This is a genomic window from Streptomyces sp. NPDC040545 (assembly GCF_055595065.1).
Genome location: NZ_JBVIWA010000002.1, coordinates 380,512 through 398,643, shown reverse-complemented (window position 1 = coordinate 398,643; position 18,132 = coordinate 380,512). Strand labels below are relative to the sequence as shown.

Annotated in this window: 13 protein-coding genes; 4 read left to right on the top strand and 9 right to left on the bottom strand. The window is 74.8% G+C overall.

The window, feature by feature from the left end; translation table 11 throughout:
* Positions 1-17 precede the first annotated feature (17 nt).
* The 3 genes from ACZ573_RS06685 to ACZ573_RS06675 all read left to right on the top strand — a co-directional run bounded on the left by ACZ573_RS06685 (position 18) and on the right by ACZ573_RS06675 (position 2,052).
* Positions 18-218, top strand: coding sequence for an MbtH family protein (locus tag ACZ573_RS06685; protein WP_030014258.1), 201 nt, complete (start codon positions 18-20; stop codon positions 216-218).
* Between the two features lie 84 nt (positions 219-302).
* Positions 303-1,628: an MFS transporter gene (locus tag ACZ573_RS06680; RefSeq protein ID WP_471299934.1), complete on the top strand. Its 1,326-nt coding sequence runs from the start codon at positions 303-305 to the stop codon at positions 1,626-1,628.
* A gap of 175 nt (positions 1,629-1,803) precedes the next feature.
* Positions 1,804-2,052: a hypothetical protein gene (locus tag ACZ573_RS06675; protein WP_471299931.1), complete on the top strand. Its 249-nt coding sequence runs from the start codon at positions 1,804-1,806 to the stop codon at positions 2,050-2,052.
* Between the two features lie 87 nt (positions 2,053-2,139).
* Here ACZ573_RS06675 and ACZ573_RS06670 read toward each other — a convergent pair whose 3' ends face one another.
* Both ACZ573_RS06670 and ACZ573_RS06665 read right to left on the bottom strand, forming a co-directional pair.
* A complete protein-coding gene (locus ACZ573_RS06670; RefSeq protein WP_471299928.1) occupies positions 2,140-2,652 on the bottom strand; it encodes a hypothetical protein in 513 nt (170 codons plus the stop codon).
* Positions 2,653-2,752: 100 nt separating this feature from the next.
* Positions 2,753-3,778 carry a LuxR C-terminal-related transcriptional regulator gene (locus ACZ573_RS06665; RefSeq protein WP_471299925.1) on the bottom strand — a complete coding sequence of 342 codons (1,026 nt, stop codon included), beginning with the start codon at positions 3,776-3,778 and terminating at the stop codon, positions 2,753-2,755.
* Positions 3,779-4,042: 264 nt separating this feature from the next.
* Between ACZ573_RS06665 and ACZ573_RS06660 the strand changes: the two genes are divergently transcribed.
* The gene (locus ACZ573_RS06660) at positions 4,043-4,270 is read left to right on the top strand and encodes a response regulator transcription factor (RefSeq protein ID WP_030016799.1); all 228 of its coding nucleotides are present in this window, start codon (positions 4,043-4,045) and stop codon (positions 4,268-4,270) included.
* On the opposite strand, the gene ACZ573_RS06655 is transcribed toward ACZ573_RS06660, so the two are convergent.
* The 7 genes from ACZ573_RS06655 to ACZ573_RS06625 form a co-directional block, all read right to left on the bottom strand.
* Positions 4,264-5,571: an MFS transporter gene (locus ACZ573_RS06655; protein ID WP_471299922.1), complete on the bottom strand. Its 1,308-nt coding sequence runs from the start codon at positions 5,569-5,571 to the stop codon at positions 4,264-4,266. The genes ACZ573_RS06660 and ACZ573_RS06655 overlap by 7 nt on opposite strands.
* Positions 5,572-5,618: 47 nt before the next feature.
* Positions 5,619-7,157 carry an amino acid adenylation domain-containing protein gene (locus tag ACZ573_RS06650; RefSeq protein WP_471299919.1) on the bottom strand — a complete coding sequence of 513 codons (1,539 nt, stop codon included), beginning with the start codon at positions 7,155-7,157 and terminating at the stop codon, positions 5,619-5,621.
* A gap of 121 nt (positions 7,158-7,278) precedes the next feature.
* Positions 7,279-10,527: a non-ribosomal peptide synthetase gene (locus ACZ573_RS06645; RefSeq protein ID WP_471299916.1), complete on the bottom strand. Its 3,249-nt coding sequence runs from the start codon at positions 10,525-10,527 to the stop codon at positions 7,279-7,281.
* A 19-nt stretch (positions 10,528-10,546) separates the two neighbouring features.
* Positions 10,547-13,756: a non-ribosomal peptide synthetase gene (locus ACZ573_RS06640; protein ID WP_471299913.1), complete on the bottom strand. Its 3,210-nt coding sequence runs from the start codon at positions 13,754-13,756 to the stop codon at positions 10,547-10,549.
* Positions 13,753-15,573 (bottom strand): condensation domain-containing protein, encoded by a 1,821-nt coding sequence (locus ACZ573_RS06635; protein ID WP_471299910.1) that lies wholly within the window; start codon positions 15,571-15,573, stop codon positions 13,753-13,755. Before ACZ573_RS06635 ends, ACZ573_RS06640 begins: the two co-directional genes overlap by 4 nt.
* A complete protein-coding gene (locus ACZ573_RS06630) occupies positions 15,566-15,790 on the bottom strand; it encodes an MbtH family protein (protein ID WP_301364639.1) in 225 nt (74 codons plus the stop codon). The genes ACZ573_RS06635 and ACZ573_RS06630 overlap by 8 nt, the downstream gene beginning before the upstream one ends.
* A gap of 73 nt (positions 15,791-15,863) precedes the next feature.
* A complete protein-coding gene (locus tag ACZ573_RS06625; RefSeq protein WP_471299907.1) occupies positions 15,864-18,131 on the bottom strand; it encodes a pyridoxal-phosphate dependent enzyme in 2,268 nt (755 codons plus the stop codon).
* Position 18,132 lies beyond the last annotated feature (1 nt).

Here is an 18,132-nt window from a genome sequence, read left to right as displayed (position 1 = left end):
CCATCGAGGAGAACACCGTGAACGACTCGTCCCCGCAGCAGTACCTGGTCGTCGCCAACGACGAGGAGCAGTACTCCCTCTGGGAGGCCGGCCGGCCCGTCCCGCTCGGCTGGCACGACCAGGGCGTGCGCGGCACCAAGGAGGAGTGCCTCGCGCACATCGAGCGGGTGTGGACCGACATGCGCCCGCTCAGCCTCCGCGTGAGCATGGCCGGCTGACCCGACGATCCCCGGGCACCACGCCGCCCGGCAGACCCCGTCGCGGGCTGCCGGGCGGCGCGGCGGTGCCGGAAGGAACCCCGTATGACCAGCTCGTACACCGGCGGCTCCGCGTCATCGCGCCGCCGCACCCCGCTCGCCGCCCTGGTGGCGGCCTCCGGGATCTCCTCGCTCGGCATGGCGGCGACCCTGGTCGCCGTGCCCTGGTTCGTCCTCCACAGCACCGGCAGCGGCACCCGGACGGGGCTCGTCGCCACCGCCGAGGTGCTGGGTCTGCTGTGTTCCGCCGTGCTCGCCGGTCCGGTGGTCGACCGGCTGCCCGTACGCGCGACGAGCATCGGAGCGGATCTGCTGACTGCTGCGGCGATCAGCCTGATCCCGCTCCTGCACGCCGCGGGCGCCCTGCCCCTGCCCGTCCTGATCGTCCTGGTCTTCCTGGTGGGGGCCGCCCGCGGGCCGTCCGACACCTCCAAGCAGCTGCTGCTGCCCGGCGCGATGCGACGCGCGGGCGTCACGGCGGAGCGGGCCACGGGAGCGGTCGAGGGAGCCCGCCGGACCGGCATGATGGCGGGGGCGCCGCTGGCCGGTCTGCTCATCACGACCGCCGGCGCCGTGCGCACCCTGTACGCGGACATGGCCGCGATGGCGCTGTGCGCCCTCCTCGTGGCGGCCCTGGTGCCGGCGGCCTCCCGCCCGGCCGGCGGCGGGGCGCCGCGCGGCTCCTACGCCCAGGAACTGCGTTTCGGGCTCGGCCAGTTGCGCGGGGACCGGCTGCTGGGGGCGATGGTGGGGGTCCTGATGCTGACCAACGCCCTCGACGGGGCGCTGAACGGTGTGCTCTATCCGGCGTACGGGGCCCAGGTGCTGCGCAGCAGCGCCCTGTTCGGGGCGATGGTGACCGCCATGGGCGCCGGCGCGCTGCTCGGGGCGGCCCTGTACGGCTGGGCGGGCCACCGGATGCCCCGGCGCACGGTGTTCGTCGGGGCCTTCGTCCTGGTCGGGGCGGTGCGGTGTGCAGCATTGGCCGCCGAGCCCGGGGTGCCGGTGCTGCTGGGCGTACTGGCCCTGTCCGGTATCGGGTCGGGGATCGTGGGTCCGCTGATGATGTCGGTCGCCTACGAGCGGGTGCCCGAGGCGGTGCGGGGGCGGGTGTTCGGTCTGCTGACGGCGGCCGCGCTGGCGGCGACGCCGCTCGGGATGCTCGGTGCGGGGCTGGCCCTGGACGCCTCGGGGCTGGTGGCGGCGCTGCTGGGCACGGGGGCGCTGTACCTCGCGGTCACGCTCACACCGCTGGTCTTCCCGGTGTGGCGCGAGCTCGACGCCCGGGGCCCGGCGGGGCCCGCGGAGGCGCCGGCGGGGCATGAACAGGGCTCCTTGGCCGCCGCAGGAGCGGGGATCCTGACCGAATAGGCGCGATTCAAGGGGATTTGCGGCCCCTCACCATCGCGCCAGGCAGCTTGATGAGCAGTCTGATCGATCACCGAAGCGCCCCGGGCACGGCAAGGTTGGTCCTGCACCGACCGGCGCGGACGGCCCACAAAGTGGTCCGCGACCACACCAGACCGCTCGTACTCCTGGGGATCCCATGCTCAAGCGTTACGTCATCGCCCTGTCCGTGGCCGCGTCCGCCCTGCTGCTGCCCACCGCAGGCGTCGCTCAGGCCGCCGACGACACCTCGGCCGCGACCACCGTGACGACCACCACCGGGGGCGAAGGCAGCACCACCACCCAGACGCCGCGTCAGATCGTCACGCCGAGCGGCCGGGTGGTGACGGTCGGCGGCACGACGAACGGCCGGCTGCGCGACACGAACGACAGCTCCTGGGGCGGCTGATCGCACCGGCCCGTAAGGGGCGCGGAAAGGGGGGGAGGGAGGATCGCACCGCGATCCTCCCTCCCCCCTTTCCCTCCACGCGCTTCGTCAGTCGCTGGGACCGCAGAGGCAGATGACGGCGTACCGCGCCTCCGGCGCACCGACACACCTGCGCGACCACCGGGCCGGTACGTACAGCAGCTCGCCGGGCAGCAGCCGGCACTGGAAGGACTCCGGCCCGCCGCTCTCGCCGGTCCCGGTCAGCTGCCAGGTCACGGCGCCGGCGATCTGGTGGATCAGCAGGTGCTCCCCGTCCCCGGGCCGACCGGTCCAGACCGGGTCCACGCCGGTGCCCGGCGCGGACCCGGCCGTCTCCACCCGGTCCAGCCGGACGGACAGGCCGGTCAGGGAGGCCAGTTCGGTCGTGAACCGGTCCACCTGGGCCGGGCACACACCGCCGCCCGCCGGGCCCGCCCCGGCGTCATCGGGGTCGCCGAACGCGGGGTTGTCGTACTCGGGCCACAGCACACCCGGCGCCCGGTCCAGGTGGACCGAGAGGAACAGGACGATCTCCCGCAGGTGCGGGGCCTCCCGCTCGCAGGCTTCATCCGGCATGTCCATCAAAACGCGCCCCTCTTGTTCGGCGGCTCCACAGCTCCCATCCCAGCAGCATGCGACACGCCCGCCGACCGCGACAGACACGAGAACACGTGACACCAGGTCAGGAGTGCTGTACCGGCTGTCCCTGCCCGCCGTCCGCCTCGGCCTCCGGCGCCAGCAGGCCGCGCGCGGCGGCGGCCACCCCCGCCTGGAAGCGACTGCCCGCGCCCAGCTCCTGCATGATGTCGGCGATGTGGCGCCGGGCCGTGCGCAGCGACATGCCCAGGCGCCGCGCGATGGCCTCGTCCTTCAGTCCGGCCGCGAGCAGCCGGATGATCGTCTCGTGGATCTCGCGGGCCACCTCTTCGAGTCCCTGGCCCGCCGCGGCCGAGAACGGCGAGGCCAGGTCCCAGGTCTGGTCGAAGATGTTGCACAGGTACGCGACGGTCGACGGCTCGCGAACGACGACGGCGCCCCAACTTCCGTCGGCGACGGGTATGAAGGCCAGTTCCCGGTCGAAGGCGATGAGCCGGCCGAACAGTTCGTGCGCGGTGCGGTACTGCGCCCCCAGTACCGAGGTGGCCGCGACGTAGGCCTGGCTCGGTCCGTTGAAGCGGGCCGTGTGGTGGTAGAGGGTCCGGATCGAGATCCCCCGCTGGAGCATCGTCTCGTCCCGCCGCAGCGCCTCCTGCATCGCCTCCGGCACCCTGCTGCCGCCCCCGGGCTGCGAGCTGAGCATCTCGGTCGTGCAGTTGAGAGAGGCCCGGTTGAGTGCCCCGCGCACGTCCTCCAGGCTCTCCAGGACCTCCAGCGACTCCCCCGTGGAGCGGCGGCCCAGGTAGTGCGGCAGGAAGCGCCCCAGGTCCTCGCGGATCCCGCTGATCGCCTGCTGCTGGTCGCGGATCTGCGCCTCCAGGGGCGCGACGAGCTGCTCGGCGGCCGTGTCCGGGGCCACCGCGAAGGCCACCGACGGGTCGATCGGGCTCACGTGCAGCAGGCGGGAGGCGCGCAGGCGCGTCACGCTGCGCCGGACCTCGTCCGCCTCGAGTCCCGTACCGGCGGCCACGGCGTCCACGTCCACCGTGCGGTGTTCGAGCACCCAGCCGTAGACATCGATGTCAACATCGGCTCTCTTCGGATCCGGCACAGCGTCAGATGTTTGCATTGCCCCACTTTGCCCTTTTCACCCCGGGTCGCTTTACTGCCAGGCACTTTGGTGAGGTGCCTGCCCCCTGGCGCCAGGATATGCAGGACGAAAGGCTGTACCGGACGAACAGCGGCGGGTGTCCGGCCACTTCAGGCCCCGGACGTCCGAAACGGTGCGGTCACGCGCAGCGTGACCGCACCGTCACCGGGGGTGCCGAACCCGCCGCTCCCCCCTTCATCTTCGACCCGGAATCCGGAGCCCCACATGCTGCACACCACGCTCACCGCCCGCGCACCGGAACTGCCCGCCCTGACCCCCCGCGAGCAGGAGGTCCTCGCCTACCTCGCGCAGGGGGACACGTACCGGATGATCGCCTGCCGGATGGGGCTGAGCCCGCACACGGTCGACACCTACCTGCGCCGGCTGCGCAGCAAGACCGGCGCGGTGAACCGGACCCAGCTGACCCACATCGCCTTCCGGCTGGGCTACTGAGCCGGTCGCGAGGCCGTGGCCCCGGCCCCGGCCTCCGGGGCATCGTCCTCGAACTCGCGCATCCGCCGCAGCGGAGAGCAGAGCAGGACCAGCGGGGCCGCCGACAGTGCGGCGGCACAGAGCCACAGGGCGTTGCGCACGCCCAGCAGTTCACCGAGGAGTCCCGCCAGCAGGCCGCTCAGGGGCAGTACGCCCCACACCAGGAAGCGCATGGTGGCGGTCATCCGGCCGAGCAGGTGCGGCGGGCAGACCGTCTGCCGGTAGGTGACCTGGCAGATGTTGTACAGGGTGACGCCGGCCGACTGGACGAGCGACCCGAGCACGAACAGGCCGATCCGCCAGTCGTCGTCGGCCAGCGGGAGCAGCAGCCCGAAGGGCATGGTCACCAGCAGGGACAGCCACGTGAGCCGGGCCGCGCCGACGGCCCGGGTCACCCGGTCCGCGGCGGTGGCCGCCAGCACCGAGCCGATCGTGGCGGTCGTCAGCACCCAGCCGATGGCCGCGGGCGGCAGCCCCACCGTGCGGGTCAGGAACAGCACCTCGATGGCCATCACCGCGCTGAGGAACAGGTTCACGGCAGCCGTGTTCAGGGCGATGAGCCGCAGGATCCGGTGGCTCAGGACGTAACCCAGCCCTTCGCGGATGTCGCGCAGCAGGTGCCGGCGCGGGGCGGGCTCCGGCTTCTCCTCCCGGGCCCCGATCCGCCCCAGCAGGACCACGGACACCAGTGAGGTGACCGCCTGCCCGGCCAGCGTCCCGGCCGCGCCGAGCAGTTGCACCAGGAAGCCGGCGATGCCGGGGCCCGCGAACTCGGCCCCCGAACGCACGGTCTCCAGCTTCGAGTTGCCCGCGATCAGGGTGTCCTTGCCGATGAGGGTCGGCAGGTAGCTCTGATCGGCCACGTCACCGAACAGCCGGGCGCAGCCGAGCAGCAGGGCGACCGCGTACAGCAGCGGCATCGAGTGCAGGTCCAGCAGGTAGGCCACCGGCAGCGCCGTCAGCAGGACGGCGCGCGCCAGGTCGGCGGCCATCATCACGCGGCGCTTGCGCATCCGGTCCACCCAGGCCCCGGCGGGCAGTCCCAGCAGCAGGAAGGCCGCGTGTTCCGCGGCGGACAGCAGACCTGCCTGCATCGCCGAGGCGTCCAGGGTGAGCACCGCCATCAGCGGCAGGGCCACGTACGTGATGCTGCCGCCCAGCTCGTTGCAGATGTGCGAGGACATGAAGAGACGGAAGTCCCTGCGCCGGCGGCGCTCGACGCTCTGCACGGGATCGGTGGACTCGTCGGTGGTGACGGACACGGGTGCGTTCCTTGTCTGGTCGCGGACCGAGTCCGCGGGCTGCTGGTTCATCGGGGGGCGGGCGCGGGCAGCGCCCGGGGATCGAGCTTGCCGCCCGGGGTCCGCGGCAGCCTGTCCATCAGTGTCACCACGGCCGGTACGAGGTACCCGGGCACCTTGGCCAGAAGGTGCCGGCGCAGGGCGTCCGGGGTGAGGGAGCTGCCGGGGGTGACGGCGGCCCAGGCGGCCAGCTGCGGTCCGCCGTCCGCCGGGACGGCGCGGACGACCACGTCGACGACGTCGGGGTGGGCGGCCACGGCCGCCTCCACCTCCTTGAGTTCGACCCGGTGGCCGCGGATCTTGACCTGGTCGTCGGCGCGCCCGAGGAAGACGAGCGGGCCGCCGGGTGCGCGGGTGACCCGGTCTCCCGTGCGGTACATGCGCTCGCCCGGCGCGTCGGCGAAGGGGTCGGCGACGAACCGCTCGGAGGTCGGCCCCGGCCGGCCGTGGTAGCCGCGCGCCAGGCAGGAGCCCGCCAGGTACAGCTCGCCCGCGGCGCCGGGGGGCGCCTCGCGCAGCTCCTCGTCGAGGACGTAGGCGCGTACGCCCGCCAGCGGTGCGCCGAGCGGGATCAGCTCGTCGCCCGCGAAGCCGGCCAGTTCGGCCGGTCCCGGCTCGTAGGAGGTGGCGGTGATCGTGGACTCGGTGAGGCCGTAGCAGCTGATCACCGGGGGGTGGCCGGCGGCCGTCCAGCGCTGCAAGTCCGCGGTGCGGCCCGCGTCGCTCCCGATCACCACGCGGCGCAGCGCGGACGGCAGCGGCCGCGGGGCGCGCTGCAGGTCCTTGGCCCACTGCGACCAGTACGGGGTGGGCAGGTTGACGACGCTGATCCCCTCCTCGGCGAGGAACGGCTCCAGTTCGGCGGGCGAGAGGACGTTGTCCTTGACGAAGACGGCCGTGCCGCCCGTGCACCAGGTGGGCAGGGCCTCCTCCAGGCTGACGTCGAAGGCGGGGGCCGCGAACTGCAGGACCGCGTCCTCGGCGGTCAGCCCGTAGCGTCCGGCCAGGGTGGCGACCTGCGCGGCGAGTCCGGCGTGGCCGACCGCCACGGGTTTGGGCTGCCCGGTGGAGCCGGAGGTGAAGAGCACGTAGGCGAGGGAGCCGGGGGCGACGTCGGCGGGCCGGGACGCCGACGTGGGGGCCGCGGTCGTGGTGGAGGCCCAGAACAGCTCGCTCCCGGTGCGGCGTTGCAGCATCGCCGCCGCGCAGGTGTCCTGCGCGACCGCGTGCCGGGTCCCGGCGGCCCGCAGCAGGGTGCGCAGCCGCTCGTCGGGGGCGTCGAGGTCCACCAGGAGGGGGGCCGCGCCCGCGTACCAGATGCCGAGCAGCCCCACCGCCCAGTGAACGCCCCGGCGCACCCCCAGGAGCACCGTGTCCTCCGGCCCGGCGCCCGCGGCGCGCAGTTCCTCGGCCACCGCACGCGCCCGCCGGTCGAACTGGCGGTACGTCAGCTCTCCTTCCGGTGCGCGGACCGCGGTGGCCTCGGGTGCGATCCCGGCCCGGTGCGCGATGCGCAGGGGCACGGGGGTGGTCTCGGTGGGGCTCATGGTGGTGGTGTCTCCTGGGGGTGCGGACGGGCTCTTCGCGGGGGGCTTTACGCGGGAGGGGTGTGGCGGGTTCAGGCGCGGTCAGGCGCCTGAACGCGCGGTCATGCCTGGTCAGCCCTGGTCAGCCCTGGTCACGGGAGCGGGGGCGCAGCGCGGGGCGGGCGGGTGCGGTGGCGACCTCGGCGAGGCGGGCGGCGATGCCCGCCGGGGTGGGCGTCTCGAAGAGGTCGCGGATGTTCAGCCGTGCGCCGAGTTCGGTGCCGATGCGGCCGGTCAGCCGGGTGGCGAGGAGGGAGTGGCCGCCGTGGGCGAAGAAGTCGTCGTCCATGCCCGCCTCCTGGAGGCCGAGGACGGAGGCGAAGATCTCGCAGACCGTCTTCTCCGCCGGGGTGGCGGGCAGCCGGCCCGCCGGGCGGTGCACGGTGGCCGGGTCGGGGAGCGCCTTGCGGTCGAGCTTGCCGTTGACGGTGAGCGGGAACTGCGGCAGGTGCAGGAACAGCGACGGGACCATGTAGTTGGGCAGGTTCCGGCCCAGTTCGGTGCGGACCTCCTCGGCGGTGGGCGTGCCGGTGAAGTAGCAGATGAGCCGCTGCTGGCCCGCGTGGTCCCGGTCGACGGCGACGACGGCCTCGCCGACGCCCGGTACGGTGCGCAGCGCGGTCTCCACCTCACCGAGTTCGATGCGGTTGCCGCGGACCTTGACCTGGTGGTCCTGGCGGCCGAGGAAGTCGAGCTGGCCGTCGGCCCGCATCCGGGCGAGGTCGCCGGTGCGGTACATGCGGCTTCCGGGCACGGCGGAGAACGGGTCGGGGACGTAACGCTCGCTGGAGCGGCGCGGGTCGCGCAGGTATCCGGGGCCCACGCCGGTGCCGCCGATGAAGAGTTCGCCGGGCACGCCGGGCGGTACGGGGGCGAGTGCGGCGTCCAGCAGGTAGAGGGTGTTGTTGCGCAGCGGGCGGCCGACGGGCAGCCGGCCGTGTTCCAGCTGGGCGTGCACGTCGGGGCCGATGAAGGCGTGGGTGTTGTCGTCGGAGCACTCGGTGAGGCCGTAGGCGTTGACGATCGCGGCCTGCGGGTGGCGCGCGTACCAGCGGGTGCACAGTTCGGGCGGCAGCACCTCGCCGTTGACGATGAACCAGCGCAGTTCGGGCAGGGCCGGCGGCAGCACGCCGGTGTCCCACAGGTCGACGGCGGCGCGGACGAAGGAGGGCACGGTCTCCAGGACGGTGATCCCCCGGCGGGCGGCGTCGTCGAAGAGGGCGGCCGGGTCGCGGGCGGTGTCCCGGGTGACCAGGTGGACCTGTCCGCCGGTGATGAGCGGGGCGAGCATCTGCCACACGGAGATGTCGAAGGTGAGCGGGGCGTTCATCACCACGCGGTCGCCGTCGCCGAGGCCGAGGTCCTCGGCCTTGGCCAGGAGGTGGTTGTTCATGCCCCGGCGGTGGACCATGGCGCCCTTGGGCTTGCCGGTGGAGCCCGAGGTGAAGCAGACGTAGGCGAGGGCGTCGGGTCCGCCGGCCGGTGCCGGACGCTCGCCCGGGGCGGCGGCGGCCGCGTCGTCGATCACGAGGACGGGCAGGCCGCCGGGGACGGCGGCGGCGATCTCCTCGGCGCGGGCGCGCTGTTCGGGTGCGGCCAGCAGCCGGGCGATCCCGCCGCTCGCGAGGAGGCCGGCGGTACGGGTGACGGGTCCCTCGGGGTCGAGGGGGACGTAGGCCGCTCCGGAGCCCAGGATGCCGAGCATCGCGACGGGGACCCGGGCGGTGGGCTCGCTCAGCACCGCGACCAGGTCGCCGGGGCGCACGCCGTCGGCGAGCAGGGCCAGGGCGAGGGCGTCGGCGCGGGCGACGAGTGCCGCGTAGCTCAGCTCGCGGCCGCTGTCGTCGGTGGTGGCGACGGCGTCGGGCCGGCGCTCGGCCTGCTGCCGTACGCGCTCGACGGCCTCCGCGTACTGCTCGTCGCGTGCGGTGTCGTTCCATTCGACCAGGACGCGGTGGCGTTCGGCCGGGGAGAGCAGGTCCACGGTGCCCACCGGGCACGACGGGTCCTCGGCGACGGCCTCCAGGAGCCGGGCGAGCCGTTCCAGCAGGGCCTGGGCGGTGTCCCGTTCGAAGACGTCCGGTCGGTAGTCGATCTGCAGGCGCAGCCGGTCGCCGGGGATGGCGGTCAGCGAGAGCGGGTAGTGGGCGGCGTCGTACGGGTCCACTCCGGTGACGCGGAGCCCGCCCGCGCCGAGGGCGGCGAGGCCGGCCGCGTCGACCGGGTAGTTCTGGAAGGCGACGCAGGAGTCGAAGAGCTCCCCCGCTCCGGCGAGCCGCTGGATCTCGACCAGTCCCAGGTGGTGGTGGTCGATCAGCCGCGCCTGCTCGTCCTGGAGCCGTTCGAACAGGGCGACGAGGGACTCCGCGGGGTCGATCCGCACGCGCACCGGCACGGTGTTGATGCACAGGCCCACGATGTCGGCGACGCCGGGCAGTTCGGGGTCGCGGCCGCTGACGATGGCGCCGAAGACCACGTCCTCGGAGCGGATCTGTCGCCCGAGCAGGAGCGCCCACGCGCCCTGGAGCAGGGTTCCGGAGGTGATCCGGTGCTCGCGCGCGAGGGCGCCGAGCCGCTCGGTCAGGGACTCGGGGAGGTACGTCTCCACGCGGTCGGGCAGGACCGAGCCGGGGGGCGGGGACACGGGCGCGGTGCGGGTTCCGCCCGGCAGGCCGTCCAGGGCCCGGGTCCAGGCGTCCTGGGCGGCGGCCGTGTCGCGGCTGTGGAGGCGGCCCAGGAAGGCCGAGTACGGGGTGACCGGGCCCAGGGGCGCGTCGTCGGCGTGGTGCAGGGCGAGGAGTTCGCGCACCAGGACCGGCCAGGACCAGCCGTCCATCAGGATGTGGTGGTAGGTCAGCAGCAGCCGGTGGGACAGCGGGCCGGTGCGGATGAGGGCGAAGCGCAGCAGCGGGGGCCGGGCGAGGTCGAAGCGGGTGGCCCGGTCCTCGGCGAGGAGGGTGTCGACGGCGGCGGCCCGCTCGGCCCGGTCGAGCCCGGACAGGTCCACCTCCTGCCAGGGGGCCCGTACGCCGCGCTGGACGACCTGGGCGGGTTCGCCGGTGGCGCGGCGCAGGAAGCCGGCGCGGAGGTTGGCGTGCCGTTGCAGGACGGTGTCGGCGGCGGCGCGCAGCCGGTCCGCGTCGAGGGGGCCGTCGAGGTCGAGGAGCAGCTGGGCGACGTAGACGTCGCGTTCCTCCTCGTCGAAGAGGGCGTGGAAGAGGATGCCGTCCTGGAGCGGGGAGAGCGGCAGGACGTCCTCGACCAGGGAGCGGGCGGCGGGGGCGGCGGCAGGGACGGGAGCGGGGGCAGGGGTGGACGGCGGGTGGTTCACGGTGGTGTTCCTTCTGTGGTCAGGCGGTCTGGGTGCGGCGGGCCCGGCGGACGATCGGCGGGTCCTCGGAGCCGGCGCCGGCGGCCGCGGCGGCGGGCAGCGCCGCGGCCAGTTCGGCGACGGTGGGGCCGGTGAAGAACTGGCGGATGCCGACGGCGGCCCCGAACCGCGCCGTGACCTCGGCGAGGAGCTGCGTGGCGAGCAGGGAGTGGCCGCCGAGGTCGAAGAAGCTGTCGTGGACCCCGATCCGGGGCAGGCCGAGGACCTGCTCCCAGATCGCGCACAGGGCGCGCTCGTCGTCGGTGCGCGGTTCCTGGTGGGCTCCTGCGGCGCCGGCCGTCGCCGGGCCCGGTGCGGGCAGGGCGGTCAGGTCGGTCTTGCCGTTGGCCGTCACGGGGAAGGCGTCGAGCAGGGTGAGGGTGGCGGGCACCATGTAGTCGGGCAGCCGGGCGCGCAGGTGCTCGCGCAGTTCCCGCGGGTCCGGGGCGGGGGTTGCTTCGGCGGGGACCGCGTAGCCCGCGAGCGCGGGTCCGGCGGCCGTGTCCACGACGGTGACGGCGGCCTGGCCCACCGCCGGGTGGGCGGCCAGGGCGTGCTCGATCTCGCCGGGTTCGATGCGCAGTCCGCGGATCTTGACCTGCCGGTCGGCGCGGCCGAGGTACTCGACCTGGCCGTCGGTGTTCCGGCGGGCCAGGTCTCCGGTGCGGTACATGCGGGCGCCCGGGGGGCCGTACGGGCAGGCGACGAAGCGTTCGGCGGTCAGCGCCGCCCGGCCGAGGTAGCCCTGGGCGAGTCCGGCGCCCGCGATGTAGAGCTCGCCGATGACGCCGGGCGCCACGAGACCGAGCCGGCTGTCCAGGACGTGGAGCTGCGTACCGTCGAGCGGGCGGCCGATCGGGACCTGCCCGTCGGGGGCCTCCTGGCCCGGGCCGACGGCGAAGGTCGCGGCGAAGGTGGTGGTCTCGGTGGGGCCGTAGGCGTTGGTGACGGTGGTACGGGGGCAGGCCTCGCGGACCCGGCGGACCATGGACGGCGAGGCGGCCTCGCCACCGGTCATCACCTCGTGCAGCGTGCCGAGTGCGGGCAGGCAGCGGTCGGCGAGGACGTTGAAGAGGGTGGCGGTGAGGAAGGTTCCGGTGACCTTCTCCTCGGTCATCAGCCGGGCCAGCGCGTCGACGTCGAGCTCGCCGGGCGGCGCGACGACGACCAGGCCGCCGTTCAGGAGCGGCACCCACAGTTCGTAGGTGGAGGCGTCGAAGGCGTGCGGGGAGCGGAACAGGACCCGCTCGTGCGCGCCGCCGCGCCAGCGCCCGTCGGTGGCGAGGGCGACGACCTCGCGGTGCGGGACGGCCACGCCCTTGGGCGTGCCGGTGGAGCCGGAGGTGTACATCAGGTAGGCGAGCGCGTCGGGATGCCCGGGCGGCCCGTCCGTCGCCGCTGTCGCGGCCTCGTCGGCGGGGGCCCCGTCCGGGCGCAGTACGTGGCGCGGACCCGCCGGTACGGGCTCGCCGTCCGGGACGTCGGTGACGAGGACGGCGGCCCCGGCCGCGGTGATGACGGCCTCGGTACGGGCGCGCGGGGCCCGCCCGTCCAGCGGCAGGTAGGCGGCGCCCGCCTTGAGGATGCCGAGGCAGGCGGCGACGAGGCCGGCCGAGCGGTCCATCAGTACGGCGACGGCCTCGCCCGGGCGGACGCCGAGGGCACGCAGCCGCCCGGCGATCCGGTCGGCCCGGGCGTCGAGTTCGGCGTACGTGGTCTCCTGGCCGGCGCAGAGCACGGCGGCGCGGCCGGGGTGGGCGGCGGCCCGCTCCTCGAAGGCCTGGTGGACGGTGCGGGCGTCGTCGGCGACCGGCGCGCCCTGCCAGTGCTCCAGGAGGTCGGCGCGCTCCCCGGGCAGCAGGACGTCGAGCGCGGAGAGGGGGATCCCGGGGTCGCGCACGACGGCGCCGATGAGGTGGACGAGCCGGTCCAGCAGGCGCCGGGCCGTCGTCCCGTCGAACAGGTCGCTCGCGTACTCCAGGCCGAGGGCCAGGCCCCGGGGTTCTCCGGTGGCCGCGTCGTGGAGCTCCTCGACCTCCAGGGTGAGGTCGAACTTGGCGGTGTCGGTGCGCACCGCCTCCACCTCGGCCCGCAGACCCGCGAAGGCGGGGGTGAGCGGCTCGCCGCGCTGGGCGGAGACGGCGACCTGGAAGAGCGGGTGACGGGCGGGCGAGCGGGCCGGGTTGAGGCGTTCGACGAGCGATTCGAAGGGCAGTTCCTGGTGGGCGTACGTCTCCAGGGCGGCGGAGCGCACGCGGCCCAGCACCTCCGTGAAGGTGGGGTCGCCCGAGGTGTCGGCGCGCACGATCAGGGTGTTGACGAAGAGGCCCACGAGGTCGGTGAGGGCTTCGTCGTCACGGCCGTCGACGGGGCAGCCGAGCGGCAGGTCGGTGCCGGCGCCGAGACGGGTGAGCAGGACCGCGAAGGCGGCCTGCACGGCCATGAACGGTGTGGCGCGGCCGCCTTGGGCCAGCGCGGCCAGCCCCGCGTGGACGGCGGCGTCGGTCCGTGCCTCCACCAGTGCGCCCCGGTGGCCGGCCACGGCCGGGCGCGGCCGGTCGGCGGGCAGGGCCAGTTCCTCGGGCAGGCCGTCCAGGACGGCCGCCCAGTGGGTGAGCAGCCGGGCGTGCAGGGAGCCGGGGTCCTGGGCCGGGCCGAGCAGTTCGCGCTGCCACAGGGCGTAGTCCGGGTACTGGACGGGCAGTTCGGGCCACTCGGGCGGCCGGCCGGAGCACCGGGCGGTGTAGGCGGCGGCCAGGTCTCGGACGAGGACGTTCACGGAGTGGCCGTCGCCCGCGATGTGGTGCAGGACCAGGAGCAGGTAGTGGTCCTCGGCCTCGTCGGTGAACAGGGCGGCGCGCAGCGGCGGTTCGGTGCGGAGGTCGAAGGGCCGGGACGACACCTCCCCGGCCCGCCGGGCGCGTCCGGCGGGCGGGCCGACGGTGACGGTGAGCTGCGGGACGGCGTCCGCGGGGTCCAGGACCCGCTGGTGGGGGCGGCCCGCCGCGTCGGGGAAGACGGTGCGCAGCGCCTCGTGGCGGGCACTGACGTCCGCGAGGGCGGCGCGCAGGGCGGCCCGGTCGAGGGCGCCGCTCAGCCGCAGCCCGACGGGGATGTGGTACAGCGCGCCGTCGGCGCCGTCCCGGGCGTGGAACCACAATCGCTGCTGGGCGTGGGACAGAGGGATCACAGCAGGGCTCCGAGCTGGGATTCGAAGGTGTCGAGGTCGGCCTGGCTGACCTGGGCGAGGGACACGTCGGAGGGGGTCAGCCCGCCGGCGTCCGGGCGGGCGGCGTGGGTGACGACGGCGCGCAGCATGGTGAACCACTCCTGTGCGAGGTCGTGGACCCAGCTCCCCGGGAAGACGTTGCCCGCCCAGGTCCAGGTGGCGCTGAGGGTGAGGCCGTCCGGGCCCTCGTGGGCGGCCGCGTTGACCTCCACGGCGTGGGCCATCGGAAGGCCGTCGTCGGCGTCGTCGAGGGCGAAGGCGTGACCGGGCGCGGCGTCCCAGGGGGCGTCGCCGCCCATCGGGAACCGGCCGAGGTAGTTGAAGCCGATCTGGGGTACGCCGCGCGCGGCGAGGTCCGGCCCGGTACGGGAATTGAGGTGGCGCAGCAGCCCGAAGCCGATGCCCTTGTCCGGTACGGCGCGCAGTTCCTCCTTGACCAGGCGCAGGGCGGCTCCGACCGCGGGTCCGCCGGCGCGGGCCTCGTCGAGGTCGGGGCGGCCGAGGGCGAGGCGGACGGGGAACACGGTGGTGAACCAACCGACGGTGCGGGACAGGTCCGTGCCGTCGGCGACGTCCTCCCGGCCGTGTCCTTCGACGTCGACGAGGACGGCGCCCTCCTCGTCCGCCCCGTCCCCGGCGTCCTCGCCGTCGGCGCTCCGCCGGCCGAGCACGGCGAGTGCCAGGGCGGTCAGCAGGACGTCGTTGACGGTGCCGTTGACGAGACCCGGCGCGGTGGTGAGCAGGGGGCCCGTCACGTCCGGCCCGAGGGTCAGCGTGAGGGTGTTGTCCGGGCTCTCGGGGTCGAGGCCGCCGGGCGCGCGGACCCCGGCGAGGGCCTGCGGGGCCTCGCGCAGGGCGGCTGCCCAGCGGTCGGCCTCGGCGGTCCGGCGGCCGGAGGTGGCCTCCGCGCGCAGCAGGTCGGCCCAGTGCGCGAAGGGGGTGTGCGCCGGTTCCAAAGCGGGTTCGCGGCCCTCGGCGAGGGCAGCCGCGCAGGCCCGCAGGTCGTCCTGGAGGATCCGCCACGAGACGCCGTCGACCACCAGGTGGTGGACGACGAGCGCGAGACGCCCCTGCTGTCCGGCTCCCCGGTCCAGGAGCACGGCGCGCAGCATGTGGCCCTCGCGGGGCGAGAGCAGCCGCCGGGCCGCGCGCATCCGCTCCCGGGTCAGGGCGGGCAGTTCCCCGTCGCCCTGCCCGCGGGCGTCCACGTGCTCCAGCAGCTCCGCCGCGGTGACGGAGCCCGCGGGCGGTACGAGCGGCTCGGCGCCGCAGGCACCGATCCCGTCGGGCAGCCGCAGCCGGAGCATCTCGTGGGTGTCGAGGAGGGCCTGGACGGTGCGTTCGGCGTCGGCCGCCCCGAAGCCCGGCGGGGTGCGCAGGACGAGCGACTGGTTGTACGTGTCGACGGGACCGCCGAGTTCGGCGAGCCAGCCCATGATGGGGGTGGGTACCAGCGGGCCCAGGCGGCGCGGGGGCACGGCCGGGCCGGCGCTCTCCCCCGGCCGGCCCTGGGCGCGGGCGGTGGCGGCGAGCGCGCTCACGCTCTCGGCGCGGAGCACGTCGCGGGTGCTGACGACGAGGCCGGCCGCGCGGGCGCGGCTGACGACCTGGATCGCCTGGATGCTGTCCCCGCCCAGCCCGGTGAAGCTGTGGCCCGCGTCGACCTCGGCGCGGCCGAGGACCTCGGCGAAGAGCGTGCGCAGGGTCCGTACGGGGTCGGCGCCGGTGTCGGTGTCGGTGTCGGCCGGCTGCCCGGCGCGGTGGACGGGCTCAGCCACGGGGCGCGTCCCCGGCGAGGGCGGCCACCAGGGAGGCGGGGCGCATGTCGGTCCAGACCCGCTCGACGTGGTCCAGGCAGGCCTGGCGGCCGTCGGGGCCGTGCACGACGGTCCAGCCGGCCGGGACGGGGTTGGCGGCGGGCCACAGGGAGTACTGGAGCTCGTCGTTGCGGACCACGACGTAGGCGGCGTTGTCGTTCTCGAAGGGGTTGCTCATGGCGGTTCACCTTTCGGATCGGGGTGCGGCCGTACGGGTCGTACGGCGTCTTCGGACGGGGAGTGACGGAAGGTCAGGAGTACTGCGCAGCCGCGACGTCGAGGCGGATCAGGGCGCGCGCCGCGTCCAGGGCGGCGTGCACGCCCCCGGGCTCGGGGTGGCGGGCGATCACGTGCCCGAGGCGGTCGGAGGCGCTGCGGGGCCTGCGTACGGGCGTGCCGGGGACGGCGGTGACCAGCACCGACTCGACTCCCCCGACGGCGGCGGCCTCCTGGGTGCCGTGGGCGGCCGTGAGGGTGCCGTCGGCGTCGGCGAGGAGGAACTGGATCCCGGCGTGGCCGGCGTCCTCGGCCTTGAGGTGCGGGGGCAGGCCGAGGGCGGCGCGGAGCTGCTCCCCGAGGAGGTCCACCCCGGTGGCGAGCCGGATCAGTTCGGGGATCATGCCGCCGGCCGGGCGCGGGTTGATCTCGATGAGGGCGGGCCCGCCGGCGGTCAGTTTGACCTCGGTGTGGGTGGCTCCCAGGCGGATCCCGGCCGCGTCCAGGGCCGCCGTCACCGTCTCGGTGATCCGCTGGGCGGTGGCGGCGGGCAGCGGGGCGGGGAAGAGGTGGCGGTGCTCGACGAAGTGGGGGGTGGCAGTCACGGACTTGGCGGTGATGCCGACGCACACGGCCCGGCCGTCGCCGCTGAACATCTCGACGCTGTACTCCGGCGCGTCCAGGTACTCCTCGACGAGCACGGTGCGGGCGGTGGGCATGCCCCGTACGTTGGTGTCGATGGCGAGGATCGCCTCGATCTGGGCGCGGACCTCCGCCTCGTCGGCGCAGAGCAGGACGTTGGTGGAGCCCGAGTCGTCGGCCGGCTTGACCACGCAGGGCAGTCCGGTGCGGGCGACCGCGGCCGCCGCCCCGGCCGGCTCGCGGACCAGGGCGTAGCGGGGCTGGCGGACGCCCGCGGCCCGCAGCCTCTCGCGCAGGGCCGACTTGTCGCGGCAGACGGCCACCGCCTCGGGCGGGTTGCCGGGCAGGCCGAGCCAGCGGGCGATGCGGGCGGCGGCCGGTACGTAGAAGTCGCTGGTGGTGGTGACGCCGGCGATCTCCTCGCGGCGGAAGCGCTCCTGTACGGCGGCGCGCAGGGCGGCGTCGGAGTTGGTGTCGCAGCGCACCACCTCGGCGCCGGTGTCCGCGAGCCCCCGGTAGCGGTCGGGGTCGCCGGTCAGCAGGACGGGTACGGTGCCCAGTTCGCGCGCCCGGTCCAGGGCCAGCATGCCGGTGCCGGTGGTGTTGGACTCCACGAACAGCAGGTGCCGCCGGATCCCGGCGGGCGGGCTGTAGGCGAGGGTGGACCAGGTGCGGGCGGTGCCGTCGGGGCCGAGGGCGGCCGGTGCGCCGGCCGTGGGCACCTCGCGCAGCCGGTTCTCGTCCCAGTGCTCGTCGTTGTAGACGGTGTCGGCGTAGCGGTCGCCCCGGTCGGGCAGGATGCCGACGATCCTGGTCCCGGGCTCGGCGCGCTCGGCGAGGCCGGTGAGGACCCGGTAGACGGAGCCCGAGGTGTTGCCGCCGAAGATCTGCTGCTCGCGGGCGAGGTCCCAGGTCGCGGCGAAGGCCTCGTGGTCGTTGAGCCAGTGCACCTCGTCGACGAGGGTGCGGTCCAGGTTCTTGGGCAGCAGGCTGTTGCCCAGCCCGCTCTGCAGCCGCTGCGGTACGTCGGGCTGGCCGAAGAGGGCGCTGCCCACGCAGTCGACGCCGACGACGTGCAGGGCGGGGAGGCTCTCGCGCAGCGCCCGGGCTGTGCCGCACAGGGAGCCGCCGCTGCCGACGGCTCCGACGAGGGTGTCGAACTGCCCTAGATCCTGAAGGAGTTCACCGGCGAGGGTGCGGTAGGCGCCGGGGTTGTCGGGGTTGGTGTACTGCTGCGGCCAGAAGGCGCCCGGCAGTTCGTCGAGGAGTTCCGCGAGGCGCTCCAGGCGGGCGCTCTGCCAGCCGTGGCTGGTCATGGCCTCGACCACGTGGACCCGGCAACCCAGGGCGCGGAGTTTGGCGAGGGTGACGGGGTCGATGCGCGGGTCGGTGACGATGTGCACCTCGTGGCCCAGGGAGCGGCCGACGAGGGCGACACCGAGGGCCATGGTGCCCGAGGAGCTCTCGATGACGGGGGCGCCCGGCTTCAGGGTACCCAGTCGCCGGGCCTCCAGCAGGATGTTGCGGGCGACGCGGTCCTTCATCGCGAAGAGGTTCTGCAGTTCCAGCTTGGCGTAGACCTCCACGCCGCGGGCCTCGCCCAGGCGCAGCCGGACCAGCGGGGTGGCGCCGATCGCGTCCGTCACGGTGTCGAACAGCATG

Coding starts and splice junctions, on each gene's coding strand:
- ACZ573_RS06680 (WP_471299934.1), top strand. CDS start 303: ATGACCAGCTCGTACACCGGCGGCTCCGCGTCATCGCGCCGCCGCACC.
- ACZ573_RS06670 (WP_471299928.1), bottom strand. CDS start 2,652: ATGGACATGCCGGATGAAGCCTGCGAGCGGGAGGCCCCGCACCTGCGG.
- ACZ573_RS06625 (WP_471299907.1), bottom strand. CDS start 18,131: ATGCTGTTCGACACCGTGACGGACGCGATCGGCGCCACCCCGCTGGTC.
- ACZ573_RS06650 (WP_471299919.1), bottom strand. CDS start 7,157: ATGAGCCCCACCGAGACCACCCCCGTGCCCCTGCGCATCGCGCACCGG.
- ACZ573_RS06675 (WP_471299931.1), top strand. CDS start 1,804: ATGCTCAAGCGTTACGTCATCGCCCTGTCCGTGGCCGCGTCCGCCCTG.
- ACZ573_RS06660 (WP_030016799.1), top strand. CDS start 4,043: ATGCTGCACACCACGCTCACCGCCCGCGCACCGGAACTGCCCGCCCTG.
- ACZ573_RS06630 (WP_301364639.1), bottom strand. CDS start 15,790: ATGAGCAACCCCTTCGAGAACGACAACGCCGCCTACGTCGTGGTCCGC.